This is a genomic window from Rufibacter ruber (assembly GCF_001647275.1).
GTDB classification, from domain to species: domain Bacteria; phylum Bacteroidota; class Bacteroidia; order Cytophagales; family Hymenobacteraceae; genus Nibribacter; species Nibribacter ruber_C.
The window spans coordinates 221,018-243,764 of record NZ_LRMM01000001.1; the positions used below are offsets into that span (position 1 = coordinate 221,018).

Below are 22,747 nucleotides of genomic sequence, written 5' to 3' on the forward strand. Positions count from 1 at the left end.
CCCTAGGCCGCCCCAAACGCCCACACCTTATACCGCTCCTCGGCCTGCTCCAGTATTTCGTCCAGAATCTCCTGCAGGTCTGCCTGTACTTTAAACCGTAGCACCTTCTTCACTGCCAGCTGTAGCTGGGCTTTGGTGTCATCCTTCTTGTACCAGTCGGGTTGGGAGGCGCTCTTCTTGACCTCGGCCAGAATCTTTTTCACCAGATCCTTCATCTGGTCAACCTCCTGCACGGCGTGGGGGTGGTTGGCCAGGATCTGGTAGAAGGCTTCTTCCTCTTCAGTGAGGCCCAGTTGCTGGCGCAGTTGGTCTTCCTCCTGCATCTGCCTGGCCACGGCCCGCAATTTCTCCATGGCCACCAGGCTGTCAAAGAAATGGGCGTGGTAGTCTGCAATGATCTTTTCTACCTCTTCTTTAAGCTTGCGGGACTTGATCAGGTTTTTGGTGGAGCGGAGCCTGATCTCATCGTTCATGATCTGGCGCAGGAGCTCCAGCTTGAGTTCATTGCCGGTTTTCTGCTCTTTGGCGGTGGCCAGAAAGGCATCATTGATGATGGAGATGTCAAAGCGCTCTATGCCAGCCATCTGGAAAACGTCTACCACGTCTTCAGATTCAATGCTGCGGTGGATGAGGTCTTTGATCTGGCCCTGCGTTTTCTTGCTGTTGGTGGTGGGGTATTTCACCTTGCGCACCGCTGCGCCCACATGCTGCAGGTACACAATATCAGCGGCCAGTTCATGAATACGCTCGTGGCTTTTGACAATAGGGGCCAGGCTGCTGAGTTTCTTCTCATTCAGCATAAACGTTTTGCACAGGTCATCATCTGCCACAAGGGCGTTGGTGGCAAAACCCACCAGTTTCAGGCGTGCTGTTTTGGGCAGGCTGGAGAAGTACGGGATGGCCGCGTGCACCGACGGGAAGGTAGATACTCCCCCTTTGAAGGGGGTAGGGGGATGTTCACTCGTGCTGAAGTGCTCATTGACTAGGTACGCATTTCGTCCCCCTTTGGAGGGGGTAGGGGGAGGATTACTCGTGCTGAGCCACGCATTGCCGGTGGTTTCTGTTTCTGTTTTTTGCTTCGTGGTGTAAGGTTCTGCGTCTTCGGCGGCCATGGTCATCCCCCTACCCCCTTCAAAGGGGGACGGAATGCGTATTTCGCTCTTTTCGCGCTTCTGAATTTGGCCTTCGCCGTTACTCCCTCCGCTATTGTCGCCTTCGCTATCGCTCTTCCGGATTTGTAATCCGGATGTATCTACTTCGGGGATTTGTAATCCCCTTTCTGGCGCTTGATGTGGAGCGGATTGTAAATCCGCAGGTACGGTGGTATGTGATGGCAAATCCCGAACAGCAGTTGCAGCAATTGGTGTTTGAAGTGTTACCTTACCGCCAGGCAAGGCTTCGCGCAGCTGCTGAATCAGCTCTTTGGTCAATTCAAACGCCTCTTCAATGTCTACAGCCACAGCCCCAGAACCACCGGCACCAGTGTATTTCTTGGTGGCGTCGCGCAGGCGGTCACCAATGCCGATGTAGTCCACGATGAGGCCGCTGGGCTTGTCACGGAAGACGGTGGCGACGCGGTTCACGGCCTGGATGAGGTTGTGGCCGGTCATCACTTTGTCTACGTAGAGCGTGTGCATGGCGGGGTTGTCGAAGCCGGTGAGCCACATGTCACGCACTATGACCAGTTGCAGCGGGTCATCGGGGTCTTTGAAGCGGGTCTTGATGGCTTCCATGGCTTCTTTGGTGCGCACGTGCGGGTTCCAGGCCACGGGGTCTTTGGCGATGTTGGTGGTCATGATCACGGCTACCTCGGGGCAGTTGGGTAGGGCGGTGAGGGCGTCATAGAGCTTCACGCAATTGCGGCGGCTCATGCACACAATCATGGCTTTACCGCTCAGGCTGGCGTTGCGGGCGGTATAGTGCTGCAGAATGTCACGGGCAATGGCGGCCACGCGTTCCTGAGAACCGGCGGCGTCTTCCATGGCAGCCCACAGAATCTTGTTCTTGTCGTTCTCGTCCAAGCCGCCGGTGATTTCCTCAGCTTCTTCCTCTAGGTGGGCGTTGCCCAGATGCAGTTTGGCTAGGCGCGGCTCGTAGTAAATGGGCACCACGGCTTTGTCCTCGGTAGCCTGCTTTATGTCATAGGTATGGATGATGTCCCCGAACACCGCCACGGTATCGGCGTCTTTGCTGTCTACGGGCGTGCCGGTGAAGCCAATGAAACTTGCCTGCGGCAGGGCGCGGCGCAGGTTGTTGGCGAAGCCCTGCACCAGGCCGTATTGGGTGCGGTGGCACTCATCGGCAATCACAATGATGTTGTCGCGGGAACTCAGGACGGGGTGCTCCAGTTCGCGGCCGGTGGAGGTGTCTTTGAGGTTGAACTTCTGCACGGTGCTGAACACCACGCCGCCGCCCTCGCCGCTGAGCAGGGTGCGCAGCTCGTCGGTGGTGTTGGCGATGGTCACGTCGCCTACCAGGTCTTTGGCGGCCACAAAATCCTCGAAGAGCTGGCGGTTCAGGTCAAAGCGGTCTACCTGCACCACAATAGTGGGGTTCCGGAGCTGGGGCAGCTGGCGCAGGATGCCAGTGTAAATGGCCATGGTGATGCTCTTGCCGGAGCGGGTGGTGTGCCAGATAACGCCAATACGGCCGTCGCCGTAGGGGCGCACGCTTTTGAGAGTTTCCTGCAGGGCGTACTGAATGCCGAAGAACTGGTGGTACTTAGCGCCTTTCTTGATGAGCTCGCCTTTGTCCAGTTCATGGAAGATGTAGTGGCGCACGTACTGGAGCAGGCGGTGCGGCACCAGCAGTCCTTTGATGAGGGTTTCCAGCGCGAAGCCGTTGTCTACTACCTCGCGGCCGTCTATGCTTTTCCAGGCGGCGTACCACTCCAAGCCGCTGCTGAACATGCCGTGCAGGGTGGTCTGGCCGTCTGAGACCACGGTGAGGGCGTTGTACTCAAACACCGCCGGAATGTCAAGGGTATAGTGCTGCACCTGGTTGAAGGCGGCCTCTACGGTGGCGTCTTGGTTGAACAGGTTCTTGAACTCAAAGAGCACCAGCGGCAGGCCGTTCACAAAAATAATAAGGTCTGGGCGGCGTTTGCCTTTGCCCACAATGGTGAACTGGTTGACTACCCTGAACTCATTATTCTGCAGGGTGTCATAGTCTACGGGGTAGAAGTGGCCGAACTGGGGTTGGCCGTGCGCGTCTTTCCAGGTTTTGCTGAGGCCTTTGCTGAGCTTTAGGTGGAAGGCGTGGTTGCGCTGGGGCAGGTCTGTGCCTTTGTTGAAGAGGAACTCCTGCTTCAGCTCCTGGCGTACCTTGTCTGGCACCTGCGGGTAGCGACGCTGCAGGTAGGCGGCAAACGCGTCTTCCAGCACCACCTTGCTCTGGTCGCGCTTTATCTCGGCGCCGTGCTGGTAGGTGTAGGGCGCCTGCTCCAGCAGCCAGGACTACAAACTTTATCTGATTTCTTAGCCACAAGTATATATGTATATTAATTTGTGGCTAAATTTCATTCCTGTGCAAGGATCAAGCGAAAAATAAATTAGAGTGTAACTAATCATCTTTAATTTATCTTAATCAAATTAGAACCAACCAATTTTAGTTGTATCTCTCTTTTAAGTGACGGACAGCAATTTGGATCAGTAGGAGCGTACTCAACTTCCTCTCCATAAAGTATTCCCGTGTAAATCTTATTAGGAATAAAATTTCTAAACTTCTCCTCCCAGCCGACTATTTTATACTGATTATCTTTATTTATAAAGATGGCCTCTCCAGATCCAGTGCTAGCATTTCCCATACTTCCTTTGATACCACATGAATAATGTGCAACAACATCACTAGAACCATCTCCATTGAGATCTCCTGAGACTATATTAACTATCCAGCAGTCTCTTTCTTGACCTTCAATTTTACTTAAACTTTTTGAAAATTCATTCTCGATTATTGTAGTTAATTCTTCAGGTTGTAATCCTGTATCAGATTTTGTCTGCAGTTCTGCCTCTTCTGGACGTTCTATTGTAATTCTTATATTATCGTCAAAGACTGCAACATCAATCAAAAATGAAGAAGAGATTGCTTCGAAATATTCTTCATAACTATTCAAGCCTGGCTCAACTGGTAATATTTTAAAACCATTACTGTTAAAATATTCCCTTAATGATTTAATTATTTTATTTTTAATTTGTTCATTTCTTTTACTGTAAGATACTTTGTATTCAAAGTATCTAGGTAAATTGTCGGGAATAAAGAAGTATTCATCTCTGCTATAATAAATATTGTATTTGCGTAACCATGTAGTTATATTTAGAGATAACGAAACTGATGCATGTTTTGAAATCTTTTCGTCCGAAACTAAAGTATGAAAATGAGTGTCTTTATTAAACTTATATTCTCCAAACCTTTCCTTAAATTCTGATGATGTTGTGTTGAAATTGAGACCCATAACTGTATGATCTTTAATGTCTTTTTTGATTCTTTCAAATATAGCATCTGTATTAAAATAATCTGACTCAACAGTTTCGTAAGGACTGTTTAATGAATAATCAGACAATAAATAATAAAATATGTCATTAGAAGCACCTTCATATTGTGGATTAATAATATATTTTCCTTCTTTGTCTATAACTCCTATCATGTTACTCGCTTTAATTAAAGCTTTATTTCCAGTGTAAGGGAAAGCAAGTTCAAATTGAGGATTAATGATTATTTTACCATCCCTATTAATATAGCCAAAACTTTCACCTATTTTAACTGCTGCTAGTTCACCGCTGGTGAAGGGGAAGGCTTCTGAGAATTGAGGGTTAATAATAATTTTACCTTCATCATCACACCATCCCCATTTATCATCTTGCTTAATTAAAAAAAGATCACCATCTTTTTTTAATTCTTGAAACTGAGGGTTAATAATATAATTGCCCTTTGTATTTATAACACCGAACTTGTTGTCTGTAGCAACCACAGCAACTCCATCCAAAAAATTACCAGCCTGTTTAAATTGAAAGTTGATAATAACCTTTCCTGTTTTATCTATATACCCCCACTTGCCACTATCATTCTCAACAGCACATATTCCATTGCTGTAATTTAAAGAACTTCTAAACTGAGGTGTAATTATCACTTTGCCTTCTTTATCAATAAAACCCCATTTAAGTTCATCATCTTTTTTAATACTGAAAGCAGCAAACCCCTCTTTAAAAATCCTTACACTATTAGCATCCTTAATACTAGCCAATATTTTGCCTTTATCATTTATTGCTGTAGGAAATGAATTTTCAGTTACTACCCAAGCTATTCCCTCGCTAAAAATAGTAGCTTCTTTATAGTTTGCAGGTATAATATATTTCCCTTCATTATTTATGTATCCCCACTTTTGGTTTTCACCTAAAGTCTTGACTAAGGCAATACCCTCTCTGAAAACACTTGCGTCACTGAATTGTGGCGGTATTGCTATGTTGCCTTCTTTATCAATATACGAAAACTCTTGCTTGTTCCTGACTGGAATTAGATTCAAATCTAATATTGTTGTTTCAGAATTACATGAAACCGCAGACATTAAGATAAGAGTAATCTTTATTAAGTGTAAAAAGTGTCTCATTGTTTTTTTGTTGAAGGATATACTAACGGTTTATTACTGTTCTAGTAGGTTTTAAAATTGTAGCACAAAGTTAAGTTTACAATAATAGCCAAGGATGTAAAAATTTTTATTATAATTAAAATTTAATTATATCTTGAATCAAGATTGCTTTGTAGTGATTAAGTGAAAGTCTTTTATATATTCAAGATACAATAAAACAAATTTTAAAGGTTAATCAGCTTTTTCTTTACCTCTTGCAAGACTGCGCCAAACCGGTCAATTGCCTTTACCTATTTAGGCAAATCCTTATGGAGCCAAGTCATTATCAGTATGATTTCTTTGTGGGCATTTTCTAAATTTTGAAAGCTCCAACAGATTGGTTCGTTATGAAATATGCGATTTCGCAGATTCCTAAAATGGTTAAGAGGTGCAGAAACCGTTTTGCGTTTACGTATTGACTTTGGTAAGTTAGGAAAAGCTTTGCGTAAATCTTTCCATAGTATTAATTCATACTCCGTGTTAAATAAACGCACCCAAAAACCCAACGTTAATTCTGCCACAACTTTTGAAGGTGTGACAATTTCGCCGCGGGTTACAATGAATTGCTGTGCCCTGGATATTTCTTTGGTTAAGTTGGTTAAGCCAGGAGTGGTAGGGAAATGCGTATACCAATCTGGTGTGCCAAACTTTTTTGTTAATTGTTCGTTCACGGCATTGCGCAAGGCAACTTCCAATACTGAAAGACTTGGATAAAAAGCCTCTGATATTTGCAAATTGCATTGATAATGAAGAATTGCCTTGGCTTCGTTCCCAGGATGCGCGTTGAAATACTTTTGCATCCTACTGGCAGAAAAAACTTTTTCTAAATATTGCTTGTTCATATAATAGCTTGCATCTTTGCAATAGCAGTCCCGGTACTTCCTCTCCCAGATATTCTATGCTGGTGATGAAGCCGGGTTTTTTCTTTTATAGCGGTGTGTAATAAACCCCGCTAGACTCTCCTTGATCCTTTCCTCCAGCACTGCACCTTCCACAAACTGCTGCATCAACTCTTCCGTCAGCTTTTGCATCTTCTCTTCAAAAGGAACACCATCATCTTCCTCTGCTCCGGAACCCACGTAGCGGCCCGGTGAGAGCCCGTAGTTGTTGGCAGCCACTTCGTCTAGCGTAGCGGCCTTACAGTAGCCCTCAATATCTGCGTAGTCGCCGCCTAGGTTGCGCCATTGGTGGTAGGTATCGGCAATGCGGGCTACGTCTGCGTCTTCAAACACGCGCAGGCGGCGGCTGGCCATGGTGCCTAGTTTGCGGGCGTCTATGAACAGGATTTCGTTTTTGCGTTCGCGGTGCTCGCCGTCGCGGCCGTCGCGGTTCTTGCTCAATAGAAAGATACAGGCGGGTATGCCGGTGGTCAGGAACAGCTTGTCGGGCATCTGCACAATGCAGTCTACAATGCCCTGGGTAATCATATGCTCGCGCACGTTCTTTTCGCCGGCGCTGCCGGTGGTCATGGCGCCGTTGGCCATCACTACGCCGGCCGTGCCACGGTCAGAGAGGTGGTGCCACAGCGTCTGGAACCACATGTAATTGGCGTTGCCGGGGGTGGTAAAGGTGTCTTTGGCCCCGAAGAGGCGCGGGTCGTTGTCGGGCAGCAGTTCGGGGTGCCAGTTGGAGATGTTGAACGGCGGGTTCATGAGGGCGTAGTCGGCCTTCAGGCCCTGGAAGCGGTCGTGTAGCAGGGAGTCGCCCAGCTTCACGTCAAAGGAGAGGTTGCGCAGCAGCAGGTTCATCTTGCAGAGGCGCAGCGTGCCCTCGTAGCGCTCCTGCCCGTAAATGGAGATGTCGTTTTTGTCGCCGCCGTGCGCCTGCAAAAACTTGAGGCTCTGCACGAACATGCCGCCGCTGCCGCAGGCTAAATCCATGATGCGGCCCTTGAGCGGCTCCAGCATCTCCACCAGCAGGCGCACCACGCTGCCCGGCGTGAAGAACTGCCCCGCACCGGAGCCCTCGGCCATGGCGAACTTGCCAATGTAGTATTCATACACGCGGCCGTAGATGTCGCTCTCGGGGTTGTTTATCTCAGAGAACTTCTCTTTGGAGAACAGGTTAATGAGCCCCGCCACCTGCGTAGGCGAGAGCTGGCTCTTCATGAAGATAGGCTCCAGCACGCCTTTATAATCTGGGTTGCGCTTGGCCAGCAGCTCGTCTATCAGCACGAAGGCCTGGTCTACTTTTACCTTGATGTCGTCCTGCTCGGCGTTCTCGCGCAGGTAGTCCCAGGTGGCTTGCTGGGGCAAGCGGTAGGCGTTCTTGACCTGGTATTCCAGCTCGTCTTCCAGCACCTCGCTCTGCTGGTGCGCTTCTATGTTGTAGTACTCAGAGCCGGGCTCCAGAAAGGAAAGCTGAATTTCCTGCTTGCGCACCTCAAAGCGCTCAGAGAGGTGCTTCACAAACAGCAGGGAGAGCACGTAGTCTTTGTACTGGTTTTCGGCCACGGCCCCGCGCAACTCATTGGCTACGTCCCAGAGTTCTTTCTCAAAATCTATATCGCCTTTGGCCGCGGGTGCCGCCTTGGGGTTCTTCTTCGCCATGTAGGGTAATAAAGGGTGGTGGTCTTTTTAGGTTCGGTACGTTGAAGCAAGCCTAAGCCGCAGAGTTTAGGAAGTGCGTTATGTTAGAAGTATCTACTTTTTGCCGTACCTGCCACAGGTCATAGCTCTTTTGGAAGTTCAGCCAGAAGTCAGGGGTAGTGTCAAAGGCGACCGAGAGTTTCAGGGCCATCTCTGCGCTAATGCCGGTGTGCCCGTTCAAAATAAGGGAGAGATGTTTGCGGCTGGTGGCTAGACCTTGGGCTACCTCGGTTATTGTTTTGCCCACGCCGTTAATGTATTCACGTAGTATTTCGCCGGGGTGGGGCGGGTTGAACATTTCCATTGTCATACGCTTACTATTTTAGTGGTAATCAAGGTAATTCACGTCCAGCACTTCTACTTTCTCGTCTATAAACCGGAACGTGATGCGCCAATTACCATTTACTTTTACTGACCAAAGGTCTTTCAGATTTCCCTTTAAAGGGTGTAGGTTCCAGCCGGGTACATCCACATCCTGTATTTTGGTGGCAGCATGAAGCGTTGCCAGTATTAACCTTATTTTTCCCAAATGCGCCTGTTGCAGCTTTGAGCCATCGCCTTTTAGAAAGAACCGCTCCAGACCCTTGTGTTTAAAGCTGACAATCATGCTGGTAAATATAATACGTTACCTAGTAGGTAACAAGTTCTTATTTCAACTTATTACTCAAACCTCTCAGCTAAATCCTGAGGCATTCGTCACTTAACTACAGCAACGCTAGCCACGGGGCCGCGCAGCTCATTGGCCACGTCCCAGAGTTCTTTCTCAAAATCTATATCGCCTTTGGCAGCGGGTGCCGCCTTGGGGTTCTTCTTCGCCATGTAGGGTAATAAAGGGGGTAGTGTCTGGTCTTTGATTCTTGGGGGAACCGAAGATATAGAATTTTTGAATATTTTCTAGGACAGGGATTGACCTGTGGGAAAATTTTAGATTCACCCGCTGTTTTTCGCTGTTTTCGGAAATCAAGCCCGCAAACAAGGATGGCTGCCTTATTGGGTGATGACTAATCTTCTGGAACTGGTGAAGCGGTCATTGTGCAATTGCACCAGGTAAAGCCCTGCCGGAAGAAAAGACAGGTCCAGCTGCTGTTGGGCGGTTTGGCGGAGCACGTTGAACCGCCCCAGTTCCTGACCAGTCAGGTTGGTCACCGTCAAGACCAGATCAGGTTGCGCGGTGGCTGCTTGTAAAATCACCGCGCCCGTGGTAGGGTTGGGGAAGAGCCGCAGCTGCGCCAACGGACCTTCTTCGGCGGCGCCGGATACCGTGATTTGAAAGGCCTCAGAAAAAGGGGAGGAGCAACTGTTTTTGTTTATCGCGCTGACATAATACTTGCCCGGGGCGGTTGCCGTGATGGTTTGCGTAGTGGCCGGGAGGGTCTGGTTATCCAGCTTCCATTGATACCTCTCAGCAGCTATGCTGGCGGTTAAGGTGGTGCCGTCTTGGGAAATAGTGGGAGTAGGCGGGATAGGCTGAACCTCTATTTGGATCACGTTTGAAATGGAAGGCCCACAGCTGCCGGAAAAAACGAGCCGCCGGAAATAGGTGGTGACAGAAAGATAACCGGGGGCATAATCATTCCCATTTCCGTTGGAAACTGTCACGAAATCACTGTTGCTACCGGTGGTGCTTCGTTCCCATTGATAGCTGTAAATTCCTGTTCCTCCTGCGGCAGGTGCACCCGTTAACCCGGGGTGAGGCTGGCCCTGGCAAACAGATTGTTCCCCGGTAATGGAATTGTTGGTTACTGCAGGCGTTACCGTCACCCTCACCGCCGTCCGGGTAGAGCTGGTGCAACCACTTTCAGACTTGCTTTCAGCGTAGAAGGTGGTGGTTTGAAGGAGCGTTGGGGTGGTGTAGGTTTCCCCAGTATGTAAAGGCGTACCTCCCTGAGAAGTGGCATACCAACTGAAGGAATGGGCAACGCTCGAAGCTTGAAGGGTGGCAGATGAGCCGGAACAAATTGCTTGATTCGCCACTATGGGCGCAGGCGGCACAGGTAAAATAGTGACTTGAAGAGCGTTGCTATAACTATGACTCGTTGCCGAAATTACCCGCCGCCGAAACCAGGTGGTACTGATAAGCACAGGAGAGGTGTAATTGATGCTATTGTTAGTACCCGGAGCCATAATAAAATCTGCCGTAGCACTGGTGGTACTCATTTCCCATTGGTACGAAAACATCCCGTTTCCACCCGTAGGAGTGGAGCCATTAATAAGGCCTGGCGTTGTTCCTAGGCAGATTTGCTGATTGGTTAATGTGATGGTGTTGTTAGAGATTTCTTCGTCAAACCTCTTTATAGAAGTGCTTTTTGCAGCGGTATAGCCCGCCGAAGCCATGAACAGAAGAAAGAGCAAGCTAAGGAGTAAAGGAAATTGTACGTTTGGGTAGCGTTTCGGCATATAATGTTTGATAGATGTTTCTCAAATATAGCAATTCCTGCTTTGGGAAGAAGGTAGTAGGGGTGAAGGGGGCTGTTTCTAAGAACCGGAGAAACGGGAGCGTAAAAGAAAGGAACATCCACTACAACAGAAGGTCTTATTTATTGCCGAAATTAGAACCTGATGATGCGTACCTGGGCCCACCCCCACCTCCTCCCAGGTGGGAAAATAATCTGCACCTGTACCTCCTCTCCGTGGTTTTGCTGTTCAAAAGAGCAGGAAGCGGGATTTCAAATCCTATCAGTACCCGCTTCCGGATGGCAAATCTGGGAGCGCAACGCTTATAAAGAGAAAGTAAGGGTTTCCTTTTCAGGAGAAGAGGTATGAGCCCAGATCAGAGCGGTTTCTGTTTTTGGGCTATTTTTGAGAAAACAGGCCAAAAACGCAGCTGCGGCATTGACGCGCGCAAGTCTGGAAGACGCTGCGAGATCCGGTACTAGTCCCGAGTTCTGAATCAAGCATGTGATTCTGGCATATTTTGGCAAACAATTTGGCATGCGTGATACCCACTAGCCCCTCCCGGGAGGGGAGTGATCTGGTATGCGTGTCCCTCGGCTGTCCGGGATTTGCCATCCCGGACCAAGTACCTGCGGATTTGCAATCCGCGGCGCATGCAGATCAAACGTGCCGCCGCGGGGACTGCAAATCCCCGTGTACCAGCTTCCGGATTGCACATCCGGAAGAGCGCGAGAGCACTGTGATTGGCAGGGCTCAACTAGCTGGGGCGAGAAGAGGTTGATCAGCAATGCGTGCCCTCCTGTGTCAACATCCCCCTTCGCCCCCTTCAAAGGGGGAGCATCAGAGTGAGTTATGAGTCTTGAGTTCTGAGTCCTTTCATTTTTTCCTTACGCAAATCAGCACGAATGAAGCAGCAATGCCTGGTTTCGCTGCCGCGCCGCGGGGGCAGCCAGAGACCGCCCATCAGCTATAGGCACGAGTCTGGAGGTTCGCGCAAGCGGGAATATCATCTGGAGTTAGAAGGCACGGAAGTAACTTCCGCGCCATAGAGGGGCAGAAGAGGTAGCTATAGAGGGCAGAGGTCATGTGAGGCTGCCGCCTCATGGAAGCTGAAAGCTTCCGCCATTATAGGTCCAAGTTAGAAACTTGAACCAGAGATTGTGACAAACAAGCAGCAATAAGTAAACCAACAATCAACACTTCTGCTGGTGGCACCTGGGTAAATTAGCACTTCTGCCCTGACTGATGTGCGCAGCACGGGCTCGCCTCAGGCTAGCGGATCAGCAACGGTTACCTGCAGAGGCAGACAAAACAGCACAAGCAGTTTTATAGGAGGGGAACCCAAACCAGTCCTGGGGGTGAGCGCCTCTGTTAATACGGTGCCGAAGGCAACGCCAAAGGCGTAGTTTTAACAGCAGTGCTCACCCCCAGGACGGGGCCCCGCGGCCGTGAGCGCTTACCGGAAAAGATGAAACAACTCAGTGAGTGAGGCACCGCGTCAACCACCAAAGCCAGGGGAAACAGCGGATTACGCATTCCTGCCGCAGCAATTGGCTGTCACCAAATACAGCATCAAGCGCCACCGCCAAGGGAGCAGCAGACTACGCATACCTGCCCCAGCCAGAGGAGCAGCAGACTCCGCATTGCAACTGCAGCAGTGAACTGTGCATTGCCACTGCAACAACAGGGTCTTTGAAAAGAGTGTATCACTTAGGGCACTACTGCACCAACCACCCCAGCCAGAAAAACAGCCAACTACACACTGCCCCTGCCGCAGCGGCAAAAAAGAAACATTTGCTTCATGGAGAGCTTGCATTCAACCGCTCAACCAAGGGGAGAGCATACCGTGCCTACCTGCACCAACTACCACCCAGCCAAGGGAAGAGCAAACTATCCATTCCAGCAGAAGAGAAAACGTAATTCTAAACCTAAAGTACCGCTGACAAAAACAAACTATAGAACAGCCGCTGATGTGAGATTTCTGCATTCAGAGGCGCTCCCAAACAGAAGCTTCCTATCTTAAAAAGCCACAAACCAACGCTTGCGGCAGGCCCCCAAAAGTAAACAGACCACAGCATCAACTACCAAAGACGGAAGTGCAGGCAACTCAGACAATTCTGTTTTGGGGCTGTTTTTCAAAAAGAAGCCCCAAAACAGAAACAAAAAAAAGCCTTACCAAACGGTAAGGCTTTTTCAATGTCTTTATAGCAAAAGACTAAGCGAGTTTTACGTTGACAGCGTTTAGTCCTTTCTTTCCTTCTTTGAGGTCAAAAGTAACATCGTCGTTTTCTCTGATTTCGTCTACCAGGCCCGTAACGTGCACGAAGTACTCCTGATTTGAATTGGCATCTTTAATAAAACCGAATCCCTTTTCGGTATTAAAGAATTTTACTTTTCCTTGATTCATTGTGATAGTTGATTAATGCCTTGAATACGTTTGAACCCAGATAAGAGTTCAAACTTTCACTGAAAAGGTATAACTTTTTTTCGAACCAACCTAATCACCATTCCCTAAAAGATTAGAGGCAGCCGCAAAAAAATAAATCAGGAAGGAACCGCCTCTGCGTAACCACGTTTGCTGCCCTGCCATGGGCCCTCCCTTTAAGCCGTTTGCAGAGCGGGCGCGGCCCGGAAGCGGTACACCAGCAGCAGGGCCACTGAGAAGAGGAGCACCGCCACCAACTGGTGCAGAACCCCCAGTGCCACCGGCACCTGGTACAGCAGCGTGACAATGCCCAGCGCCACTTGCACACCCGTGAGGGCGAACAGGAGGTGAACCAGGCCCAAGGTGCCAGAGGCCAGGCCGACTTGTCTGCTTTTGAGCCAGAGGCGCAGCACCAGCACCACCACCACCAAGGCTACCCAGCGGTGCAGGAACTGCACAAAGGAACCGTTCTCCAGAAAATTGTCCCAGGTGAGGGTCTCCTGCAGGAGCCTGGGGAAGAACTCGCCGTTCATAAGCGGAAAGGTATTGTAGTATAGCCCCGCTTTTAAGCCTGCCACAAAGGCCCCCAGAATAATCTGCCCCAGCACAGCGATCAGCACCCCCTTAGAACCCTTCCGGAGGGTCGGTAGGTGTTTGGGCGTGGCCGAAGGGGCAGCGGTAAGGTCTGCCACCGTCCAGAGAATAGTGCCTATGAGGGCCAGGGCCAGGCAGAGGTGGGCCGCCAGCCGGAAATGACTCACATGCGGATTATCTACCAAGCCGCTTTTCACCATCAGCCAACCCATGGCGCCCTGTGCCATGCCCAAGACCAAAATGAGCAGGATGCGCCGCAGCAGCCAGCCTTTGAGGTACCCCCGCCCCAGAAATAGGAGAAACGGGAGGAAAAAGACCAGGCCAATCACCCTGCCCAGCAGGCGGTGCAGGTACTCCCACCAGAAAATCTGCTTAAACGCCTGCAGGTCCATGCTGAAATTAATTTTCTGGTACTCCGGGAACTGCTGGTATTTCTGGAAAACCACCTGCCATTCGGCCTCAGAGAGAGGAGGGATGGTGCCCGAAATCACATTCCATTCTACCATGGAGAGGCCGGAGTTGGTCAGGCGGGTGATGCCGCCAATGATGACCATCAACAGAATTAAAAAAGCACCTGTGAGCAGCCATAGCACCACCCCTTTGGGCGCAGCAGTCTTGTTCATATACCTCCTTTAAAAAGGCAAAGCTCCTCAGGCCTGTCTCAGCTTTTGATGATGCATCTCTGGCCCAAAACTGATAAAAATCATTCTTATACAAGAAACCTTCCCGGGCAAGGGCCAAACGCCTGGGAGGCCGTGTACCCAGGAAGGCGCCAGGTTAGAGGACCTGCTCTGCTTGGTAAAAGTAGTGGTACCCTGGCTTGAACGTCTGCAAATTCTGTTTTAGGGCTGTTTTCAGGAAATCAGCCCCAAAACAGAGTGGGTTTTCTAAGCGGTAAAGGGAGGAGACGGTCAACCGGCAGAAGTTGGAAAGGGAAAAGGAAAAGGAAGGTCTGGTGGTCAGGTGTTCTCACCAGAAGAGAAATGATTTCTGTTTCGGGGCTGTTTTCAGAAAAACAGCCCAGAAACAGAAACCTGAAGCGCCTTAGCTCTTGAGGTAGATTTTAAAGGTGGTGCCTTCGCCCAATCTGGTGGAAACCTGAATTTTGCCGCCTGCGTTGTGCACTATCTTTCGTACCATGTAAAGCCCAATGCCAGAGCCTTCTACGTGGTCATGAAAACGCCGGAACATGGTAAAGAGCTGGTCTTCCTGTTCCCCGGTCATGCCCAGTCCATTGTCTTTCACGGTCAGAACCAGGTCGTCTTTCTCCTTCCGGCACGTTAAAGAGACTTTGGTGTCCTTTTCCGGGTCCCGGTATTTGATGGCGTTAGACAGCAGGTTGTACACAATGCTCCTGAAGTTCTTCTTGGAGAACAAAATGGTAGGGCACTCGCGCACATCTACTTTCACGTGGGCCTGTGCTTCCTGTATCATTGGTTCCAGGTCCAGCAGTACGTCCTGCACCACTTCGTTCAGGTTCACGCTGGAGATTTCAGGCACGTTGTCATTCTGCAGCTTGGTCACCTCTGTGAGGTTGGCAATGGTATGCTTGAACCGCTCCACGGCCCCTTGCATCATGGCCATGATCTGCTGCACATCTACCTGCATGAACTCCTCTTCAGGCAGTTCTAATTTAAGCTCGCGCAGCAGGGCCTCAATGTTATGGATGGGGGTTTTCAGGTCATGCGAGGCCGTGTACACAAAGTTGTCCAGGTCATCAATGACCCGGAGCAGGTGGGCGTTCGTTTCCTTGAGCTTTACCTGGGTGTCTTTCAAGTCTGACAAATCAATGAACGAGCCCAGCATGCGGTGGGGCATCTGGTACTCGTTGTGCAGAATGTACGCCCGGTTATAGATGTAGGCGTACGTGCCGTTGGCCCTTATGATTTTAAACTCGTCGGTCCATTGGTCACTGCCCAGGTTGATGGCATCATTGATGCCTTTCATGACCCGCTCCTTGTCATCTGGGTGAATCTTGTCAAACCAGGAGTTGATGCCTTTGCTCATGTGGCTGGGGTCATACCCCAGAATGGTCTGCAGGGAGTCGCTCCACCAGAGCTCGTTGGTGATCAGGTTCCAGTCCCAGACCACGTCATTGGTGGCTTTGGAGACCAGTTTAAACCGCTCCTGGCTGGCCAGGAGCTCCTGGGTTCTGTCAGTGACACGCTTTTCCAGCAGGGTGTTGAGCTTGATAAGGTTTTCCTCTGCCCGTTTGAGGTCTTCATAGGCCAGCAGAATGCGCTCCTCACTTATTTTCTTTTCAGTGATGTCTGCCATGGTGAGGGTGAGGCCGTCGCCCATTTTGGCGGCGGCAATCTCAAACCAGGATTTTTTCCCCTTCACCTCCAGGTACTGCTCCGCATGCAGCGGACTGCCCGTCTCAATGACGTGCACAAACTTTTTGAAGAGCCCGCTCTTGCGCAGAAACGTCAGCTCCTGCTGTACGCTCTGCCCCAGCAGCTGCTCCTGCGGTTTCCCAATCATCTGCTCTGCCTGTCTGTTCAGCAGGCTCCAGGTGAACTCTATGATGGCACTCTCCTCATTGCGCACCGCCTTAAAGGCCATGATGTTGTTCAGGGAGCTGTTGAGCACCCCCTGCACCACGTTGCTCAGGGCTTTGAGGGTGGTGACCTCCACAAAACTGAGCACCACGCCGTCTTTGTTGCCGTCATATTTCAGGTAAGGGATGATGCGCATCAAAAAGAATTTGCCATCCTGGGTTTCCACTTCCTGCTCCACCTCAGCCGAGGTATGATTTACTTTCTTAATGTCTTCCAGCCAGTTCTTGTACTTGAGGTTGTGTGACAGGTGGTGGATGGGCCGGCCCACGTCTATCTCAATGATGTTGATCAGCTCCTTCACAGAAGGGGTGAATTTTCTGATCACCAGGTGGTGGTCCAGGAACAGCTGCCCAATGTTGGAGCTCCTGATGTAGTTGTCCAGGTCCTCGTTCAGTTCCTGAAGTTCCTTGATCTTGAGTTGGTGCTCTGAGTTCACGGTGTGCAGCTCCTCATTCAGTGACTGCATCTCCTCATTCAGTGACTGCATCTCCTCATTGGAACTCTGCAGTTCCTCGTTAGAAGACATGAGCTCCTCATTGGTAGACTGCAGCTCCTCATTGGCGGTGCTCAGGTCCTGAACCGTCATGTGCAGGCTCTCGCGGGCATCTTTCAGTTCAGACTCTAACAGGGTGAGCTGCTGGAAGTACCCGGTGTCTGCCTCAGACAGCATAGGCTCCAGGGTTTTGAGCGAAAGATTCTGCGTGTTTTCCTGCAGCAGCACCAGGGTCACTTTGGGCATGTCCGGCTCTGCCGAATACAACTTCACTAAAAGGTGTACCAGCTGGTTCCCGTTGCCCGATTTGATCATGATCTGCCTGCTGACAGGCTGCTCGGTTTTCAGAACCTTTCTGATGTCTACACTAAGCGTAACCGCCAGTTCTTTAGACACCATTTTAAGCAGGTTCAGGTGCAGACGCTTCTCCGGCAGTTTCAAATAGCGGCTAAAGTCGCCAATGCCGTGCAGGAGCTGGAAATTCTCATCTACAAACAGACCCGCCACTTTCAGGTCCTCGGCCACGGTGTCCAGAAAGGCCTCATTGTACTGGTCAGAGGTGGCGTTGCTCTTCCGGTGGCTGGGGGGGTACTCAGGGGAGAACGTCTGGGTGAGGGGGGTAACCCCGTACTGCTGCTGAAAGCTCTTGTTGTCTTTTATCTTCTTGTAGAGCTTCCACTTACGGTTCTTCTCTGAAAAGAAAGATTTAAGGTCGCCAATGCTCTCACTGGGGCCCAGCAGCAGATAGCCTTTCAGCTTGAGCGCATACGGGAACACAGACATCACCTTCTTCTGCAGCTCAGGGTTCAGGTAGATGAGCATGTTGCGGCAGGTGATCAGGTCCATGCGGCTGAACGGCGGGTCTTTCTGCAGGTCATGCTGGGCAAAGATGATCAGCTTTCTGATGTCTTCTTTGATGGTGTACCGGTTGTTTTTGAAGAGGAAGAAATTCTTCAGCCTCTCTTCTGAGACATCATGGGCAATGGCAGCGGGAAACACGCCCTTAGACGCCTGCCGGATGGCCCGCTGGTCAATGTCAGTGGCGAAGAGCTTGACATTGGGCTCCCGCCCCAGCCGGTCATAGCACTCTTTGAACAAGATGGCCAAGGAATACACTTCCTCCCCGGTGCTGCAGGCGGTCACCCACACTTTAACGTTCTCCTCTTCTGGGGTGCGGGAGATAATCTCCGGGATGACCTCCTGGGCCATGATCTCAAACGGCTCCCCGTCCCGGAAAAAGCGGGTGACCCCAATCAGGAATTCCTGGCAAAGCTGCTTGATCTCAGCCGGGTTCTCCTGCATGAACGCCAGGTACGCGGCCATGGTGGCCACTTTGATTGTGTCCATGCGCTTTCTGATGCGCCGGTAGATGGTGGGCTGCTTGTAGTTCTTGAAATTGGTCTGGGTATGGGTGCACACCAGGTCCAGAATCTCTGCCAAGATCTCCTCTTCGTTTTCCTCTTCCTCGGTCTGCCGGTTGATCAACGTCTTGACCAACGGGATCTGCCGCGTGTAATCTATGATTTCGCGGGGCATCTGCTCTGGCGGGAACACGTAATCTACCGCGCCTGACTCAATGGCGCTCCTGGGCATACCGTCAAACTTAGCGGTCTCCGGGTCCTGCACCATGACCATTCCGCCGGCCGCCTTTATCTTCTTTACGCCCTTGGTCCCGTCTGTTCCGGTACCGGACAGCACAATGCCAATGGCATACCGGCCCCGGTCCTGGGCCAGGGACTCAAAGAAGACATCAATGGCGAAGTTGGGTTCCCGGTTCCTGATCTGGTTGACCAGCTGCAGCCGGCCGTGTTTGAGCGTTAGCTGCTTGCCGCTGGGCAGCACGTACACGCAGTTGGGCTGGGTGTACATATTGTCTTCGGCCTCCCGCACCTGCATCTGGGTGTGCTTGGTCAGGAGTTCTGCCATCAGGCTTTTATGGTCTGGTGACAGGTGCTGAATGATGACGAACGAAAAACTGGAATTACTGGGAAAGTGGTCAAATAACCTATGAATAGCCTCCAGGCCACCCGCAGAGGCACCTATGCCAATGAGGTAGTGATCAGTTTTAGGGGGAGTATCTTGCTGATGCGAACTCTTCATTTATGTGCTTAGGGTTGGGGCAAATCTTACCTGTTGGGTTGGTGTTTAATTGATCTGCCTCTCTTCGTTTTCAACTTCAATTCTACCAAAGAAACGGGTCTAATAGCGTTCTTTAATAATTTTCTCCAGCACCGCGCTTCTAAGTACCTCTGCCGCGTTGAGCTCTTCTGCCAGCCACGGCAGCGAAGTGTTTTTCACTACTTCCTGATAGGTGGCAAACGAGTTGCGGGGGTGGTAAGACTTACCGTCCGGCTCCATCTGGATGGCCTGGTTAGGGTTGCCGCCCCAGTTTACGGTCTGGAGCACTTCAGGTCTGAACCCTAAAATATATTCCCCTTGTTCGGCATTGATCTGCAGGACAATGAGGCCGCTGGCCACCTCCTTGAAGTCTTTGGCCCGTACGTACTGGTGGGGCAGGGTATCTGTGGCGAAGACGTTGCCGCCGTGGTTTCTGCGAATCCAGTACATCATCTCCTTCAGGTCCTGCGGTGAAGGGGTTTTGCCAATGGTCCAGATGCCGCCCTCATACAACACCGCCGCGCCTGAAAGGTTTAACAGGTCCTGCAGGCTAACGGGGCCATTCAGCAGCCCGTCTACAAAGTTCTGGTTGTAATAGAGCTGTTCCAGCAGTTGGGCATGTATGCCCCGCAGCCTGGATTTCAGCTCAATGGTGGCTTCTTTTTCTTTGGCCGCCAGTTGCGCTGACACAATGCCAGACAGCAGTTCCATCGCCGACCGTATCTCATAGCTGGGGTTCATGGCCTGCTTGTGGTGGCAGGAAATCAGTCCCCAGAGCTTGTTGTCAATGATCAGGGGCAACGACATGGAGGCCATGATGTTCAGGTTGGCCAGATACTCCAGGTGCACGCCCGCCACACTGCGCAAATTACATTCAGAGAGGTCTGTGAACCGTTGGGTGAGGGGGTTGATGATAGGCAGCAACCGGGCCGGGCGGTAAGATCTGGTGGGGATCAGGCGGTACGGATTTTTAAAGTACAGCTCACGGCTCTGCTTGGGCACATCTGACGCGGGGAACCGAAGGTCCATGTAATCATCCATGTCTTCCTCTTTGGCCTGGGCAATGACAATACCGTTCCACTGGGGGTCAAACTGGTAGGCCAGAACCCGGTCAAAGCCCGTGAGTTTCTTTAACTCCTCTACGGCAATCTGCGCCACCTCATGCGTGGTGTTGGCCTTTCTGAGCAGAGAGGTGATGTATTTGATCTGCTGGTACAGCGCCATGAAAGAGTGCTGCGCCGGCGGGGCCGCATTGGCTTCCAGCTCAATCAGCACGTATTCTTCCTTGGGGTGCACGAGCGCCGTGAGCGCCAACTCCTTTTCTGCCGTCTGGAACGTGAGGGAGAAGGGGATTTTCTCTTCGGTTACCTGTTTCTGCACCTTTGCCTGAATGTCTGTGAACTGCTGCTCCGGCAGAAACAGGGCAATGGGTTGCCCCAGCAGTGCCTCAACGTCTACGCCCAGAAACTCCTGTACGTTCTCGCTTACCTGAATAATCTTTAACGTGCCCTTTTCCAGGGTAAGCAAGACGCCGTGCGGCTGCACCAGGTTAACCAGGTGCAGCGGAATGCTGCCACAGAAATCTGAATCGTAGTTTTTTTCCAGGGAGAGGTCAATGGGGGCTTGTTTGTTTTCCATCGTGATAAAGAAGCAGTTACGTAACACTGGCTACCAAAGGGAAAACTACTGAAAGTCTTCTATTCAGAAACGGAGTAAATATAGTGTTAGTATTTTTACGGATAGCCCCTGCACCGGCAAAAGTTTTCCTAAAAAAGCGCCGAGCCCCAGGGTTCTGAAGAACTGGCACAGAAAAGACAGCGGCTGGTTTCTGTTTTTGGTCTCTTTTTCTGAAAACAGCCCGAAAACAGGCAGCCCACTTCAGGCAAAGCAGCAGCCTGCGCTCCGGAGAAGGCAGTAACTCCAGAACAGCGCTTCGGCACGTGCGCCAGGGGGGGCCATCATTCATAGAGAGAAAGGGGCTGGGGAACAGAAAGCTATCCTTCGCCTGCTTAGAAGTAGTCAATCACCAGCTTCACCCCAATGTAGAGCACGAACACACCGGTAAGGCCTTTGATGACGTGCGGCTGAAAGGTATAGAGGCTTAATCTGGTGCCCAATTGACCGCCCACCAACACCGCCAGCAGCAGGGGGGCCAGCAGCGTGAAATTGGCCTGAAACTTACCAGAGGTGACCATGCCCAACAACCCGGAGACGGAGTTGACCAATATAAAAAAGCTGGCTAACGCGGCAATAGAGCGGGCTGAGCCCCATTTCAGGAGATGCAGGAGGGGGGCCAACAGAATTCCGCCGCCTATGCCCACCAGACCCGCCAGAAACCCGGTGGCACCCCCCAACAACAGGTTCAAGTACCAGGAAGGACTCTTCTGCTCCCCTGTTTCTGGGGTGGGCTTTTGGGCGTACTGCGCCAGCAGCAGCAACCCTGAAAGGGCCAGCACCAGCCCCAGCAGGAAAAAGAACACTTCCTGGCTCAGCCCCACGGTGGCGCCTAAAAAAGCGGCCGGTACGCTGCTCAGGGTGAGCGGCAGGAATCTCTTCAGGTCTAAATACCCTTCTTTGAGGAAGAGGTACGTGCCCCCGGAGACCACCACCAGGTTACACAGCAGCGCCGTCTGCTTGATCTCCAGGAAGTTGGGCAGGAACAACGTGAGAATGGCCAGGTAACTGGACCCGCCGCCAAACCCCACCGAAGAGTACAGCGTGGCCACCAGGAAAAAACAGAGCACCAGCCAGGCCAGATTTGCGTCTATGCCTGCCATTGCACCAGCTTCAGGTTGCCAAATTGTTGCCGCCAGTGGTCCATGCCGCCCGCTATGGAATAGACCTCCAATGCTGGGCAGGCCTGGGAGATGAGTTCTGCTGCTTTCTGGCTACGGCTTCCTTTCTGGCAGATGGTGAGAAGTATTCCCCGCCGGGGAAGGGAATCCAGCGCGGCGCTCAACCTGGAAAGCGGCAGCAGTTGAGCCCGGGCCAGATGGCCTTGCTGGTGCTCTTCAGTCTCCCGTACATCCAGCAGCAGAACGTCTTTGCCTTGGGTGACCCATTGGTGCAGCTCCTCCACAGATAGCTGCCGCACTGTGGCACACCCCGCGAGCGAATAGGACGGGAGCAGTTGGCGCACCGTCTGGTTTTCCTGTTTTGCCTTCAATTTCACCTTGTACTGGCTCTGGTTCAGGAAATCAAACATGAGCAGGTAACCAGACAAAGGCGCGGCAATGCCCGTGATAACTTTCACCGCCTCCAGGGCCTGGTGGCAGCCTATCAACCCGGGAACCACCCCTAACACGCCAGCCGTATTGCAGTCAGGGATCTCCTGCGCCGAGGGTGGGGCGGGGTAGAGGCACCGGTAGGTGGGGCCGCCCAAATAGTTGAAAACGCTCACCTGCCCTTCAAACTGGTGCAGGGCCCCGTACACAAAGGGTTTGTGCAGCAGTACACACACGTCATTGATCAGGTAGCGGGCTTCAAAGGAATCTGTGGCGTCAATGACCAGGTCATATTCCTGAACCAGTTCCACCGCGTTCTCCACCGTCAGGAAGGTGGGGTACGCCGTAAACGCCACCTCCGGGTTTTGCCCCTGCAGCCGGGTGACCGCCACTTGCACTTTAAGAGATCCCACGTGGGCGTCTGAGAACAGAATCTGGCGGTGCAGGTTGGTAAGGCTCACCGTGTCCCCGTCTACCACCCCAATGGTGCCAACGCCCATGCCCGTGAGGTACTGCAGCACGGGTACCCCTAATCCGCCAGCGCCCACCACCAAAACCTTCGCCCGCTGCAGTTTCTCCTGCGCTTCGGCTCCAAATCCCGGGAGCTGTACCTGGCGGGTGTATCTGTTTTCCATGTGGGGTGCTGTTGGTTTTATGAATGTTCAGGAGGTCTTTTTTTAGGCGGAAAGCGATTAGCCCGGGTTTCTGTTTTCGGCCTGTTTTCAGAAAA

General features: G+C 51.3%; 14 protein-coding genes. All 14 read right to left on the reverse strand.

From position 1 onward, the window contains the following. Window positions 1-2: 2 nt before the first annotated feature. A complete protein-coding gene (locus tag A8O25_RS23655) occupies window positions 3-3,386 on the reverse strand; it encodes a type I restriction endonuclease subunit R (protein ID WP_082893371.1) in 3,384 nt (1,127 codons plus the stop codon). 185 nt (window positions 3,387-3,571) lie between these two features. After that, window positions 3,572-5,602, reverse strand: a complete 2,031-nt coding sequence (locus tag A8O25_RS00890) for a WG repeat-containing protein (RefSeq protein WP_066829514.1) — start codon at window positions 5,600-5,602, stop codon at window positions 3,572-3,574. A 269-nt stretch (window positions 5,603-5,871) separates the two neighbouring features. Further along, window positions 5,872-6,513, reverse strand: coding sequence for an Abi family protein (locus A8O25_RS00895; protein WP_277620000.1), 642 nt, complete (start codon window positions 6,511-6,513; stop codon window positions 5,872-5,874). 3 nt (window positions 6,514-6,516) lie between these two features. Then, complete coding sequence (locus A8O25_RS00900) at window positions 6,517-8,169, reverse strand: type I restriction-modification system subunit M (protein WP_066829519.1); 1,653 nt, start codon at window positions 8,167-8,169, stop codon at window positions 6,517-6,519. Window positions 8,170-8,221: 52 nt separating this feature from the next. After that, window positions 8,222-8,518, reverse strand: coding sequence for a HigA family addiction module antitoxin (locus tag A8O25_RS22815; RefSeq protein ID WP_241498899.1), 297 nt, complete (start codon window positions 8,516-8,518; stop codon window positions 8,222-8,224). 12 nt (window positions 8,519-8,530) lie between these two features. Then, window positions 8,531-8,815, reverse strand: coding sequence for a type II toxin-antitoxin system RelE/ParE family toxin (locus A8O25_RS22820; RefSeq protein ID WP_066829521.1), 285 nt, complete (start codon window positions 8,813-8,815; stop codon window positions 8,531-8,533). Between the two features lie 89 nt (window positions 8,816-8,904). Then, complete coding sequence (locus tag A8O25_RS24025; RefSeq protein ID WP_277619998.1) at window positions 8,905-9,027, reverse strand: hypothetical protein; 123 nt, start codon at window positions 9,025-9,027, stop codon at window positions 8,905-8,907. Between the two features lie 168 nt (window positions 9,028-9,195). Further along, a complete protein-coding gene (locus A8O25_RS22575) occupies window positions 9,196-10,365 on the reverse strand; it encodes a T9SS type A sorting domain-containing protein (protein WP_161947672.1) in 1,170 nt (389 codons plus the stop codon). A gap of 2,452 nt (window positions 10,366-12,817) precedes the next feature. Next, window positions 12,818-13,009 carry a cold-shock protein gene (locus A8O25_RS00925; RefSeq protein WP_066829529.1) on the reverse strand — a complete coding sequence of 64 codons (192 nt, stop codon included), beginning with the start codon at window positions 13,007-13,009 and terminating at the stop codon, window positions 12,818-12,820. A gap of 194 nt (window positions 13,010-13,203) precedes the next feature. Continuing rightward, on the reverse strand, window positions 13,204-14,244 hold the full coding sequence (locus tag A8O25_RS00930) for a COX15/CtaA family protein (RefSeq protein WP_066829530.1): 1,041 nt from the start codon (window positions 14,242-14,244) through the stop codon (window positions 13,204-13,206). Between the two features lie 421 nt (window positions 14,245-14,665). Further along, on the reverse strand, window positions 14,666-18,775 hold the full coding sequence (locus tag A8O25_RS00935) for a chemotaxis protein CheB (RefSeq protein WP_066829531.1): 4,110 nt from the start codon (window positions 18,773-18,775) through the stop codon (window positions 14,666-14,668). 99 nt (window positions 18,776-18,874) lie between these two features. Then, window positions 18,875-20,431 (reverse strand): GAF domain-containing protein, encoded by a 1,557-nt coding sequence (locus A8O25_RS00940; protein WP_066829532.1) that lies wholly within the window; start codon window positions 20,429-20,431, stop codon window positions 18,875-18,877. A gap of 371 nt (window positions 20,432-20,802) precedes the next feature. Next, a complete protein-coding gene (locus A8O25_RS00945) occupies window positions 20,803-21,570 on the reverse strand; it encodes a sulfite exporter TauE/SafE family protein (RefSeq protein ID WP_066829534.1) in 768 nt (255 codons plus the stop codon). Then, window positions 21,558-22,652, reverse strand: coding sequence for a HesA/MoeB/ThiF family protein (locus A8O25_RS00950; protein ID WP_066829535.1), 1,095 nt, complete (start codon window positions 22,650-22,652; stop codon window positions 21,558-21,560). The genes A8O25_RS00945 and A8O25_RS00950 overlap by 13 nt, the downstream gene beginning before the upstream one ends. Between the last annotated feature and the right edge of the window lie 95 nt (window positions 22,653-22,747).